10 protein-coding genes and 1 tRNA gene are annotated in these 12,164 nt (G+C 74.5%); 7 read left to right on the top strand and 4 right to left on the bottom strand.

Annotated elements, in window-relative coordinates; translation table 11 throughout:
- Nucleotides 1-32 precede the first annotated feature (32 nt).
- Nucleotides 33-106 (top strand) — tRNA-Ala (locus BLR12_RS01810).
- Nucleotides 107-171: 65 nt separating this feature from the next.
- On the opposite strand, the gene BLR12_RS01805 is transcribed toward BLR12_RS01810, so the two are convergent.
- The 3 genes from BLR12_RS01805 to BLR12_RS01795 form a co-directional block, all read right to left on the bottom strand.
- On the bottom strand, nt 172-1,158 hold the full coding sequence (locus tag BLR12_RS01805; RefSeq protein ID WP_143018669.1) for a hypothetical protein: 987 nt from the start codon (nt 1,156-1,158) through the stop codon (nt 172-174).
- A 102-nt stretch (nt 1,159-1,260) separates the two neighbouring features.
- Nucleotides 1,261-2,043 (bottom strand): enoyl-CoA hydratase/isomerase family protein, encoded by a 783-nt coding sequence (locus BLR12_RS01800; RefSeq protein WP_091372649.1) that lies wholly within the window; start codon nt 2,041-2,043, stop codon nt 1,261-1,263.
- 16 nt (nt 2,044-2,059) lie between these two features.
- Nucleotides 2,060-3,574: a dolichyl-phosphate-mannose--protein mannosyltransferase gene (locus tag BLR12_RS01795; RefSeq protein ID WP_091372647.1), complete on the bottom strand. Its 1,515-nt coding sequence runs from the start codon at nt 3,572-3,574 to the stop codon at nt 2,060-2,062.
- A 163-nt stretch (nt 3,575-3,737) separates the two neighbouring features.
- Here BLR12_RS01795 and rsmI point away from each other — a divergent pair, with 163 nt between their 5' ends.
- The 4 genes from rsmI to BLR12_RS01775 all read left to right on the top strand — a co-directional run bounded on the left by rsmI (nt 3,738) and on the right by BLR12_RS01775 (nt 8,688).
- Nucleotides 3,738-4,601, top strand: a complete 864-nt coding sequence (gene rsmI / locus BLR12_RS01790) for a 16S rRNA (cytidine(1402)-2'-O)-methyltransferase (protein ID WP_091372644.1) — start codon at nt 3,738-3,740, stop codon at nt 4,599-4,601.
- A gap of 108 nt (nt 4,602-4,709) precedes the next feature.
- Nucleotides 4,710-6,710, top strand: a complete 2,001-nt coding sequence (locus BLR12_RS01785) for a primary-amine oxidase (protein WP_176832303.1) — start codon at nt 4,710-4,712, stop codon at nt 6,708-6,710.
- A complete protein-coding gene (locus tag BLR12_RS01780; RefSeq protein ID WP_255363239.1) occupies nt 6,707-8,188 on the top strand; it encodes an APC family permease in 1,482 nt (493 codons plus the stop codon). Before BLR12_RS01785 ends, BLR12_RS01780 begins: the two co-directional genes overlap by 4 nt.
- Before the next feature lie 14 nt (nt 8,189-8,202).
- The gene (locus BLR12_RS01775; protein WP_091372641.1) at nt 8,203-8,688 is read left to right on the top strand and encodes a hypothetical protein; all 486 of its coding nucleotides are present in this window, start codon (nt 8,203-8,205) and stop codon (nt 8,686-8,688) included.
- Between the two features lie 18 nt (nt 8,689-8,706).
- On the opposite strand, the gene corA is transcribed toward BLR12_RS01775, so the two are convergent.
- Nucleotides 8,707-9,813, bottom strand: coding sequence for a magnesium/cobalt transporter CorA (gene corA / locus BLR12_RS01770; RefSeq protein WP_091372639.1), 1,107 nt, complete (start codon nt 9,811-9,813; stop codon nt 8,707-8,709).
- A gap of 105 nt (nt 9,814-9,918) precedes the next feature.
- Between corA and BLR12_RS01765 the strand changes: the two genes are divergently transcribed.
- Together BLR12_RS01765 and BLR12_RS01760 are read left to right on the top strand one after the other, a co-directional pair.
- The gene (locus BLR12_RS01765) at nt 9,919-11,421 is read left to right on the top strand and encodes an amino acid permease (RefSeq protein ID WP_091372636.1); all 1,503 of its coding nucleotides are present in this window, start codon (nt 9,919-9,921) and stop codon (nt 11,419-11,421) included.
- A gap of 102 nt (nt 11,422-11,523) precedes the next feature.
- Nucleotides 11,524-12,159: a hypothetical protein gene (locus BLR12_RS01760; RefSeq protein ID WP_091372634.1), complete on the top strand. Its 636-nt coding sequence runs from the start codon at nt 11,524-11,526 to the stop codon at nt 12,157-12,159.
- The last annotated feature ends 5 nt before the right edge of the window (nt 12,160-12,164 follow it).

Here is a 12,164-nt window from a genome sequence, read left to right as displayed (position 1 = left end):
GCTGGAGGCGGGCGGTAAGCTCGTCTCGGTCAGGGGCTGTAGCGCAGTCCGGTAGCGCACCTCGTTCGCATCGAGGGGGTCAGGGGTTCGAATCCCCTCAGCTCCACCCCGACACGGCAAGAGCCCCGCCCGGTCCTCCCGGTGCGGGGCTCTGGCCGTCTGTGGGGGCGGTCAGACCCGGGTGCGCACCCGGGTCGCCGTCCCGATCGCCGCCTGCCTCGCCAGCCTGGTGCCGTGGCGCAGCTGCTCGCCGCCGAGCACCGCGCGGTGCCGCACCGACTCGCCCACCAGGACCGCGACCGGGGCGGCCGTGCGGCCGAGGTGCCGAGCCGTCTCCCCGGCCTGCAGCGCCCGGTGCCGCGCCGACTCCGCCACCGTGGCCGCGACCGGACCGGTCACGACGGCCAGGTGCCGGGCTCCCTCCCCGACCAGCAGCGCCCGGTGCCGCGCCGACTCGGCCGCGGCGGCCGCCACCGGGCCGGCCACGCGGCGGGCGTTCCGTACCGACCGCCGAGCCTGCGCGGACACGGCCAGGACCTGCCCGGCGACCAGGTCGGCGGGGGACGGCGGTGCCGGCGCCCACGGCCGCTGCGCCCACAGCCGCCGGGGCAGCGGCTGGGGCACGACCGGCTGCCGGGCCCGTGCCCGGGCGACGCCGAGACCCGCGGCCACCGCGGCCAGGCCGACCGCCGCCACCACCGGCGCGCGGCGCCCTGCTGCCTGGGTGTCGGTGTCCACCGGGACGGCGGTCGCTGCTGCGACGGCGGTGTCCACGTCGCCGTCGGTCGCTGCCGTGGTGTCGCTGCTCGCCGGCTCGGCCGGCAGCAGCGACTGGGAGGCCTCGCGCGAGGCGTCGATGCCGTAGTGCCGGTACAGGTCGGCCTCCAGGGCCTGGGACAGCTCGAGGGCGCCGCCGGACGACGGCGCGCCGGTCACCTGGGTGCGGGTCACGGTGACCACCACCTGGTCACCGGCCCCGTCGGCGTCCAGGGCCGGGACGACGGCGCTGACCCCCTCGACCTCCACGTAGAACCACTCGGGCACCCCGGTCGCCTCGTCGGCGAGGACGGCGGTGCAGGCGCCCAGCTCGACCCCCTCCCGGTCGACCACCGTGCGGCCGACCCAGTTCCTGGCTTCATCGCGTCCTGGCAGGCCCACTGCCGCCTCCTCGTGCCGGTGCTGCCGGGGGCCGGTGTGCCGGCCCGCTCCTGCTGGGTGGCTACCCGGCCCCGCGGACCGCAACCTGGCCGCCCGAGCCGGTCAGCGCGGGGTGCGGAAGTCCGGCCGGCGCTTCTCGACGAAGGCCCGGACCCCCTCCCGGCCCTCCGGGTCGCCCGCGGACTCGGCGATCAGCCGCGCCTCGTCGTCCAGGTGCTCCTCGAGGCCGCGCACGGCGGCGCTCCGGACCAGCGCGCGGGTGCGCACCATCGCCCGCACCGGCCCGGCGGACAGGGTGTGCGCGAGCGCGACGGCGGCGTCCCGCAGGTCGTCGTCCGTCACGACTCGGGCGACCAGGCCGCACGCCTGCGCCTGCGCGGCGTCCAGCGTGCCGTCGGTCAGCACCAGGTCCAGGGCGCGGGCCGGGCCCAGCGCGTGCGCCAGGGTCCAGGAGGTGCCGCCGTCGGGGGAGAAGCCGATGGCCCCGTAGGCCGGCCGGATCCGCGTCGAGCGGGCGCAGACGACGAGGTCGCAGGCGCCCAGCAGCCCGACGCCCGCCCCGGCGACCGCACCGTGCACGCCCGCGACGACCGGCACCGGGGTGGCCAGCAGCGCCCGCACGACCACGTGCCAGTCGGCGGCCAGCTGCCCGACCTCGGCACCGGGGTCCTCCGCCGCCGCGAAACCGCGCACGTCGCCGCCGACGCAGAACCGCGGGCCGTCGGCCAGCAGCAGCACCGCCCGGGCCGCCGGCGGGCGGCTGCGCAGGGCCTCGCCGAGGGCCGTGGCCATCGCCGGGTCGACGGCGTTGCCGGTCTGCGGCGAGGCGAGGGTGACCCGCCAGACGTCGCCGTCGAGGTCGGTGCGCACCGGCCGGTCGGTCATCGTCGTCCTCCGGGGGTCAGTACCAGGACGGGAACCACATCCGGTCCAGCCACTCCGCGTGCGACAGCGGCTGCCCGGTCAGGACGGGGAAGAAGAAGACGAAGGTCGCCGCGACGACGCCGACGTAGCCGGCGACCACGCCCAGGCCCACCTGCCGGCGGAGCCGGGGGGCACCCGGGCGGCCGAGCACGTCCTGCAGCACCAGGACGACGGCGAGCACGAAGAAGGGCAGCACCGGCGCGGTGTAGAAGACGAACATCGTGCGCTCGGGGTTGAGGAACCAGGTGCCCCAGCCGGCGGCGATCGCCACGGCGACGAGCAGCGCGGCCGGGTCCCGGCGGGCGACCAGCCGCCAGGCCAGCCAGACCAGCGCCGGCGCGAAGGCGAACCAGAGGGTCGGCGTCCCCACCATGAGGATGTAGCGGATGACCTGGTCGCCGGCGGCGTCGGTGAGCCCCTGCGGGTTCCACAGCAGGATCGGCCGGCCGTTGACCAGCCAGCTCCACGGCCCGGACTCCCACGGGTGCGGCGTGGACAGGCCGTTGTGGAAGGCCAGCCACTCGGCGTGCTGGTGCCACAGCGAGCGCAGCGCGTCGGGCACGAACGGGAACGCCGTCCCGGGGTTCTGCTGCGCCCAGGCCTTGCCCTGCGAGGTCTCGCCGAGGAACCAGCCGGTGAAGCTGGCGACGTAGGTGAGCACCGGGACGGCGGCCAGCGCCCACACCGCCCCGGGCAGGCCGCGCCGCGCGGCGACGAGCGCCGGCCGGGGCACGCCGGCCTCCCGCCAGGCGGCGCGTTCCCAGAACAGGCTCAGCACCGCGAACGCGGCGAGGGAGTACACGCCGCTCCACTTCACCGCGCAGGCGCAGCCGAACAGGAACCCGGCGGCCAGCCGCCAGCCGCGCGGGCCGAGCCGGAAGCCGGTGGCGGCCGCCCCGTGCGCGCGGATGCGGGTCCGGACGCGGTCCCGGTCGACCACCAGGCAGGCCACCGCGGAGAGGACGAACAGCTGCAGGAAGACGTCCAGCAGCCCGATGCGCGAGAGGGTGAAGGCGATCCCGTCCAGCGCCAGCAGCAGGCCGGCGACCAGGCCGAGCAGCGTCGAGCCGGTCAGCCGCCGGGCCAGCAGGGTGAGGACGACGACGGCGAGGCTGCCGGCGACCGCGGAGGGGAACCGCCAGCCGAACGAGTCGTAGCCGAACAGCCCGATGCCGCCGGCGATCAGCCACTTGCCCAGCGGTGGGTGGACGATGAACGTGTAGCCGCGGTTGTACTCGTGCCCCCACTCGAGCAGCTCGCGCGCCTCGGGCGGGTAGTACGCCTCGTCGAAGAGCAGGTCGGGCGGGTAGCCGAGGTCCCACAGCCGGACGGCGAAGGCGCCCACCCCCAGCAGCGCGGCGAGCAGCCACGCCGCGCGGCGGTCCGCGGGCAGCGGCGGGGTCGTGTCGCGGCGGGGGCGGGGGAGCGGCCGGCGGCGGGTCGGGACCTCGCCGGGCTCCCGGTCCGTGCGCTCGGGAGCCAGCACCGCCATGCGGCCAGGGTAGTGAGCGGACCCCGCCTGCCCCCCCCGGCGCTGGCGAGCTCGGCGCCCGGCCCCGTCCAGAGGCTCGCCGCGAGCTTGCGAGGGGTGAGGAGGACGGGGTCCTTCGACCTGCAGGCGGGCCGACGGCGAGCGTCGTGACAGGCTCGCGGTCATGGTCGGACGGCTCGTGCTCGGTGGCGCTCCGCTCGGGCAGCCCGGGGACGTCGGCCCGCGGCTGCGCTCGGCGATGGCGACGGCCGACGTCCTGGCCGTCGAGGACACCCGCCGGCTGCACCGGCTGGCCGCCGACCTCGAGGTGCAGCTGTCCGGGAAGGTGGTGACCTTCCACGAGTCGGTCGAGCGCTCCCGGCTGCCCGGGCTGCTGACCGCGCTGGCCGAGGGGCGGACCGTGCTGCTGCTCACCGACGCCGGGATGCCGTCGGTCTCCGACCCCGGCTACACGCTGGTGCGCGCGGCGATCGACGCCGGCGTCGCGGTCACCTCGGTGCCCGGACCGTCGGCGGTGACGACGGCGCTCGCGGTCTCCGGCCTGCCGGTGGACCGCTTCTGCTTCGAGGGCTTCCTGCCGCGCAAGGGCGGCGAGCGCCGGTCCAGGCTGGCCGGCCTCGCCGACGAGCGCCGCACGATGGTCTTCTTCGAGTCGCCGCACCGGCTGGCCGACGCGCTGACCGACGCCGCGGCCGCGTTCGGGCCGGACCGCCCCGCCGCCGTGTGCCGGGAGCTGACCAAGACCCACGAGGAGGTCCGGCGGGGGGCGCTGTCGGAGCTGGCGGCGTGGGCTGCCGACGGCGTGCGCGGGGAGATCACCGTGGTCGTGGGCGGCGCACCGGTGGCCCCGGTGTCGCTCTCGCCGTCGGAGCTGGCGGCGGAGGTCGCCGCGGAGGAGGCCGCGGGCGCCACCCGCAAGGACGCCATCCGCGCCGTCGTCGTCCGCACCGGGCTGCCGCGCCGCACCGTCTACGACGCCGTCGTCGCCGCGAAGGGCGGCGAGCAGGCGGCGAGCGGGGGGTCCTAGCGCGGATCGGCCGTGAGCCCGGTCCTTGTGTGACTTAGGTCACTGCCCCTACGGTCCGGCCTCACCGCCCCGGGCCCCCCCGTCCGGGCACGCTCCCGGAGGAAGCCCGTGGTCATCCAGCTGCCCCAGCCCACCACCACGACGAGCCGGCACCCCCTCGAGCCGCTCGACGCGGAGGAGATCGCCCGGGCGTCGGCCATCATCCGCGAGCAGCGCGGGCAGGACCCCCGGGTCCGCTTCGTCTCCGTCGCGCTGCAGGAACCGGACAAGCGCGAGGTCCTCGACCACGACCGGCAGGGGACCGAGCCGCCGGAGCGGGTGGCCTTCGCCGTGCTCTACGACCGCGGGCACCAGCAGACGATCGAGGCCACGGTGTCCCTGACCTCCGGGGTGGTGACGTCGTGGGAGGTCGTGGAGGGCGTGCAGCCGGGCGTGATGCTGGAGGAGTTCTTCAGCACCGAGGAGATCACCCGTGCCGACCCGCGCTGGCAGGAGGCCATGCGCAAGCGCGGGGTGACCGACTTCTCGCTGGCGATGATCGACCCCTGGGCCGCCGGCTACGACATCGAGGACCCGCTCGGCCGCCGCCTCATCCGGCCGTTGACGTTCGTCCGGACCCGGGAGGACGACAACGGCTACGCCCGGCCCGTCGAGGGACTGGTCGTGCTGGTGGACCTGGACAGGATGGAGGTCATCGACGTCCGTGACCACGGGGTCGTGCCGCTCCCGGAGAAGGCCGGCAACTACGTGCCGGAGCTGGTGTTCGACGACGACAACCGGCCGGCCCACACGGCGATCCGGGACGACGTCCGGCCGATCGAGATCACCCAGCCCGAGGGCCCCAGCTTCACCGTCGACGGCCACCACGTGAGCTGGCAGAAGTGGCGGCTGCGGGTCGGCTACACCCCCCGCGAGGGGCTGGTCCTGCACCAGGTCGGCTACGAGGACCGCGGGCGCCTGCGCCCGGTCGTCTACCGGGCGTCCCTGGCGGAGATGTACATCCCCTACGCCGACCCGGCGCCCACCCACCGGATCAAGAACGTCTTCGACGAGGGCGAGTACGGGGTCGGGCTGCTGCTCAACCCGCTGCAGCTGGGCTGCGACTGCCTGGGCGAGATCCACTACTTCGACGTCGTCGCCAACGACCAGGACGGCCAGCCGCTGACCATCGCCAACGCCATCTGCATGCACGAGGAGGACTACGGCGTCGGCTGGAAGCACACCGACTTCCGCACCGAGAAGATGGAGGTCCGCCGCTCCCGCCGGCTGGTCATCTCCTGCTTCGCCACCGTCGGCAACTACGAGTACGGCTTCTTCTGGTACCTCTACACCGACGGCTCGATCCAGTACGAGGTCAAGCTGACCGGCGTCATCTCGACCGGTGCGGTGCCGGTCGGCGAGCAGCCGCGCTTCGGCACCCTCGTCGCCCCCGGCCTGTACGGCCCCCACCACCAGCACTTCTTCAACGTCCGGCTCGACATGCAGGTCGACGGCGAGCGCAACTCCGTCTACGAGGTCGACGCCGCCGCCCTGCCACCCGGCCCGGACAACCCCTACGGCAATGCCTGGGTCACCCAGAAGACGCTCCTGGCGCGGGAGAGCGAGGCGCAGCGGCTGATCGACCCCTTCGTCGCCCGCACCTGGCAGGTCGTCAACCCCTCCTCGGTCAACGAGCTGGGGCAGCCGGCGGGGTACAAGCTCGTGCCGGGGGAGAACGTGCTGCCCCTCCAGCAGGAGGGCTCGCAGGCCTGGAGCCGGGCGCAGTTCGCCTACAAGCACCTCTGGGTGACGCAGTACGACCCGAACGAGCGCTACGCGGCCGGGGACTACCCCAACCAGAGCCAGAACGCCGGCGGCCTCCCCGAGTTCGTGAAGGCCGACCGGTCGCTCGACGACCAGGACGTCGTCGTCTGGTACTCCTTCGGCGCCCACCACGTGGTGCGCCCCGAGGACTGGCCGGTCATGCCCGTGACCTACGCCGGCTTCCACCTCAAGCCGGTGAGCTTCTTCGACGGCAACCCGGCCCTGGACATGCCGCGCTCGACACCGGCCTGCCACGCCGACGGCGGGCACGCCGGTGGGAGCGCCCGCGAGCAGGTGTCCGAGTGAGCACCCGGCCGGACACCACCGGTGTGCACTCCGACCAGGGGCTGGCCCACGGCTCGATGAGCCAGGTCGAGGTCATGGCCCAGTCGGTGGCCGGCATCGCGCCGACCGCGGTCATGGCCACCGGCCCGGCGCTGATCGTCCTCTACGCCGGCACCGGGGCCTGGATCCCCTACCTGATCGCGACGGTCGTCGTCGTCCTCATCGGTCTGTGCGTCGCGCAGTTCGCCCGGCGGATGGCGTCCTCCGGCTCGCTGTACAGCTACGTCGCCCGCGGGCTGGGACCCACCGGCGCCTTCGCGGCCGGCTGGGGGCTGGTGATCGGCTACACCTGCATCGCCATGGTCGGCGTCGTGGGCACCGGCATCTACCTGGGGAGCTTCCTCACCACGATCGGCGTGCCGGGGGACTCGACCGCCGCCCAGCTGGCGGCCTTCGGGGCCGCCGCCGTCGTCGCCGGGGCCTTCGCCGTCGCCGGGATCAAGCTCTCCACCCGGCTCGGGCTGGTGCTGGAGATCCTGTCGGTCGGTGCGGTCCTCACGGTCTTCGTCGTCGTCCTGGTGCGCAACGGGTTCGCCGTCGACGCGTCCCAGTTCCGCCTGGACGGGGTCTCCTTCGACGGCGTCACCTTCGGCATCGTGCTCGCCGTCCTCGGCTTCGTCGGGTTCGAGAGCGCGGCCAGCCTCGGCGCGGAGGCACGCAACCCGCACCGGACCATCCCCCGGGCGGTCGTCGGCAGCGCGGTGCTGGTGGGACTCCTCTACGTCTTCGCCGCGTACGCGTCGGTCCTCGGCTTCGGTGGGCCGGAGGCCCTGGCCTCCAGCGGGGCCCCGATCAGCGACCTGGCCGGCGACAACGGGCTCGGCGGGGTGACCTGGCTGATCGACCTGGGGGTCACGGCCTCCTTCTTCGCCGTCGTCATCGCCAGCATCAACGCCGCATCGCGGGTGCTCTACACCATGGGCGAGGAGGGGGTGCTGCCGCAGGCGTTCGGGCGGGCCCACCGGGAGCACAAGACGCCGCACGTGGCCATCTGGGCGATCACCCCCGTCGTGGGAGTCGTGCCGGTCGTCATGCTGGCGACGGGCACGACCCCGCTGAACATCTACGCCTACACCGGGACGATCGGCACGTTCGGCTACATGCTCGCCTACCTCCTGATGGCGATCGCACTGCCGGTCTTCCTGCGCAGGCGGAACGAGGCCAAGCCGCTGTCGGCCGTCCTGGCGGTCGTGGTCGTCGTCGCGCTGCTCTACGTCTTCTACAAGAACGTCGTGCCGGTGCCGCCCTCGCCGTACAACCTGCTGCCGTACGTCTTCGCGGGTGCGCTCCTGCTGGGCCTGGCCTGGTTGCTCTACGTCCGCGCCACCGCACCGGAACGGGTCCAGGACGTCGGGACGACCGAGGAGGAGCCCGTGCCGGTGGAGACGGTGGGGGCCGAGCGGGCGCCCGAGGGAGACCTGCCCACGGGTCGGGTGTGAGGGGCGGGTCCAGCGTGCCCGGGCCGGCGGTCGGGGCGCAGGTCCTCGGTGAGGCGGCCGCCGCCCTGGGTGCCGGGTGCATCGCCCTGCACCTGGTGGCGGCCGCCTCCCCGGGGCACGGGGGCGGGCCGGTCGCCGTCCTGCTGGTCGCCATGGCCGCCGCCTGCGTGCCGTGCGTCCGGGGGCTCTGGCGCAGGCCCACCGTGCGGACCTGGGCGATGACCGGCGGCATGTACGCGGCGATGCTCGCGGCCCACCTGCTGGTGCTCACCGGGCCGGGGGGTGGGGCGGCCGCGGCCCGCGCGCACGCCCACACGGGCGCCCTGACGTGGTCGGAGCTGGCCGTGTGGTCGGGGCTCGGGCTGGCCGGGGTCCAGGTCGCTCTGGCCGCGGCCGTCCTCCTGGTCCGCACGGCGCAGGCCCGGCCGTCCCTCGCCGGCGTCGTCCGACGGCGCCGGCCCGGTCGTGAGGGCCGGGACGGGGGCGCCGCCGCCGTCTGACCGGCACGGCGCGGCCGCTCACAACCAGCCGTTGCGCTTGAACCCCCGGTGGAGCAGCACGCAGGCGGTCACGATGAGCAGCAGCACCACGAAGTAGCCGTAGCGCCACCGCAGCTCGGGCATGTACTCGAAGTTCATCCCGTAGATGCCGGCGATCGCCGTGGGGACGGCGATGATGCCGGCCCACGCACTGATCTTGCGCATGTCCTCGTTGTCGGCCATCGACGTCCGGGCCAGCGACGCCTGCAGGATCGAGGTGAGCAGCTCGTCGAGGGCGGAGACCTGGTCGCGCACCCGGATGGCGTGGTCCTCGACGTCGCGGAAGTAGGACCGCATCGCCGCCGGGACGACGTCGATCTGCTTCTCGGCCAGCTTCTCCAGCGGCACCTCCAGCGGGGACACCGCCCGGCGCAGCGACAGCAGCTCCCGCTTGAGCTGGTAGAGCCGGCCGATGTCGTCGGTGCGCTCCGGGCTGAACACCGAGGCCTCCAGCTCCTCGACGTCCTCCTCGACCGCGGTGGCGACGTCCACGAAGGAGTCGACCACGCTGTCGGCGACCGCGTAGAGCACCGACGAGGGACCCAGGCACAGCAGGTCGGGCTGGGACTCCAGGCTGCGGCGCAGGTCGGCCAGGCCGCCGTGCTCGCCGTGCCGCACGGTGATGACGTAGTGCGGGCCGACGAAGACCATCACCTCGCCGGTGTCGACGACCTCGCTGGTCGCGGTCAGCCGGTCGTGCTCCACGTAGCGGGCGGTGGTCAGCACCATGAACAGGACGTCGTCGTAGCGCTCGAGCTTGGGCCGCTGGTGGGCGTACACCGCGTCCTCGACCGCCAGCGGGTGCAGCCCGTAGTGGCCGGCGATGGTGCCGAGCTCCTCCTCGGTCGGCGCGTAGAGCCCGAGCCAGACGAAGCCGCCGCGGTCCACCGCCGCCCGCAGCGCCTCGTGCGGCTCGACCGGGGGTTCGCGGCGCCCGTCGACGTAGACGGCGCAGTCGACCACCGGGCCGGCGCCGTCCGGTCGGGACGGCGTCGTGCGCGGCCGGCCCTCGGGCCGCGGGCGGGTCGAGGGCAGCTCCGTCGGCAGCACGCCGGACGTCTCGCGGGGGACCTCCGTGCCGGGCATCCGCACTCCTCTCCGACCGGGTCGACGCAGGCAGCGTAGGCATGCGGTCCGGCCCGTCCCGTGCCACGCTGCCGGGGTCCGACCGTGCCGTGGGGAGGGGACGTCGTGGCCACCAACACCCGCCGGGTCAAGTCCGTCGAGGAGTCGATCCGGGACACCGACGAACCGGAGCACCGGCTCAAGAAGAACCTGTCGGGCCTGGACCTCACCGTCTTCGGCGTCGGCGTGATCATCGGCACCGGCATCTTCGTGCTCACGGGCATCGTCGCGCGCGACCAGGCAGGCCCGGCCGTGGCGATCTCCTTCGTCATCGCCGGCGTCGTCTGCGGGCTGGCCGCCATCTGCTACGCCGAGTTCGCCTCGACCGTGCCGGTGGCCGGGTCGGCGTACACGTTCTCCTACGCGACCTTCGGCGAGTTCGTCGCCTGGATCATCGGCTGGGACCTCGTCCTCGAGCTGGCCCTGGGCGCGGCGACGGTGGCGGTCGGCTGGTCGGGCTACCTCAACCAGCTGCTCGACGACGTCGGCACGCCGCTGCCGACGTCGATCGCCGGCGAGACGGCGACGGTCAACATCCCGGCGATCCTCATCGCCCTGGTGATGACCGGCGTCCTGATCCTCGGGATCAAGCTCTCGTCCCGGGTGACCGCCATCATCGTGGCGATCAAGCTGGTCGTCGTCCTGCTGGTGATCGTGGTCGGGTTCTTCTACACCAGGGCTGCGAACTACACGCCGTTCGTCCCGCCCGCGCAGCCCGCGGCCGCGGGGGAGGAGGGCTGGCTGCAGACGCCGCTCATCTCGGTGCTCACCGGGTTCAGCCCCGGCACGTTCGGCTGGGGTGGCGTGCTGGCCGGCGCGGCGATCGTGTTCTTCGCCTTCATCGGCTTCGACATCGTGGCGACCGCGGCCGAGGAGACCCGCGACCCGAAGCGGGACATGCCGCGCGGGATCCTCGGCTCGCTGGCGATCTGCACCCTGCTCTACGTGGCGGTCTCGCTGGTGGTCGTGGGGATGCAGAACTACACCGAGCTGAGCGCGACCGCGCCGCTGGCGGGGGCGTTCTCCGCCAACGGGATGCCGGTCTTCTCGAGCATCATCTCGCTGGGCGCGCTGGCCGGGCTGACCTCCGTCGTGATGATCCTGATGCTCGGCCAGTCACGGGTGCTGTTCGCGATGAGCCGGGACCACCTGCTGCCGCCGGCCCTGGCGAGGGTCCACCCGCGGTACGGCACCCCGTACCGCATCACGATCGCCACCGGCATCGTGGTCGCGCTGCTCGCCGGGTTCATCCCGCTCACCGCCCTCGCCGAGCTGGTGAACATCGGCACGCTGTTCGCCTTCTTCCTCGTGTCGATCGGCGTCTGGGTGCTGCGGCGCACCCGCCCGGAGCTGCACCGTTCCTTCCGGGTGCCGCTGGTCCCCGTGCTGCCGATCGTCTCGGCGCTCGCCTCGCTGTGGCTGATGACCAACCTCCCCGTCGACACGTGGCTGCGCTTCCTCCTCTGGATGGCGCTGGGCATCGTCATGTACTTCGCGTACGGCCGCAGCCACAGCCGGATGGCCACCGGGGCGCGGATGTCGGCGGCCGAGAACATCGCCCGCCAGTGACCCCCTCGGAGGGGTGAGGCCACCCGCTCAGGCCCTCCAGCGGCCCGCCACGCACGCCGACCCGACCGGTGACCGTCGTCCCCGGCCAGGGAGAGCGCCACCGTGGCGAGCACCGTCCTCGACGCCCGCGGGACCCCGCGCGCGGCGTCGCCGTCCACCGGCCGGCGCCGGCCGCCGTCCACCGTGCTGGCGGCCGCGGCCATCGGCGCCGTGGAGGCCGTGGCGCTGCTCGCCGGTGGGCTGACCGGGCTCGACGGCCTGCTGCTGTCCGCGGTGCGGCCGCCCGGTTCCGTCGCGGCGCTCCTGCTGCTGCTCCTCGCGGCCTGGGTCGTGCTCTGCGCCGGTGGCGGCGTGCTGCTGCTCGACCGGTCCGGACGCCGGCTCTACACCGCCGTGGCGACCGCCGAGGTCGCGCTCGTGGGCGCCCTGCTGGCGCTCGCGCTGCTCACCCCGCTGTTCGACGCGCTGCCGGTCGCCCTGCCGCTGCCCGCCCTCGCGCTGCTGGCCCTCGGCCTGCCGGTCGGGAAGCTGCTGCTCGTCGGCGCGCCGTCGGTCGTCGCCTGGGTCGCGGCGGGGCCCCGCGCGCCCCGCCGTCCCGAACCCGCCGCCGTCGGCGCCCGGACCCGGGTGGCCACCCTCGCCGTCATCGGCCTGGCCCTGGTCGCCGTCGCGCTCGGCACCCCGGTGCCCGACACGGGGAACGACGCGCCGGCGACGGCGGGCACCAGCCAGCGCTGAACCGG

This window comes from Geodermatophilus sp. DSM 45219 (assembly GCF_900104025.1).
Lineage (GTDB): Bacteria > Actinomycetota > Actinomycetes > Mycobacteriales > Geodermatophilaceae > Geodermatophilus.
Note: the sequence above shows the minus strand (reverse complement) of the source record. Positions and strands in the feature narration are given on the sequence as shown.

What these genes read in the sequence shown, in the direction of transcription:
- corA (WP_091372639.1), bottom strand. Translation starts at nt 9,813, where the DNA reads ATGCCCGGCACGGAGGTCCCCCGCGAGACGTCCGGCGTGCTGCCGACG.
- BLR12_RS01800 (WP_091372649.1), bottom strand. Translation starts at nt 2,043, where the DNA reads ATGACCGACCGGCCGGTGCGCACCGACCTCGACGGCGACGTCTGGCGG.
- rsmI (WP_091372644.1), top strand. Translation starts at nt 3,738, where the DNA reads ATGGTCGGACGGCTCGTGCTCGGTGGCGCTCCGCTCGGGCAGCCCGGG.
- BLR12_RS01795 (WP_091372647.1), bottom strand. Translation starts at nt 3,574, where the DNA reads ATGGCGGTGCTGGCTCCCGAGCGCACGGACCGGGAGCCCGGCGAGGTC.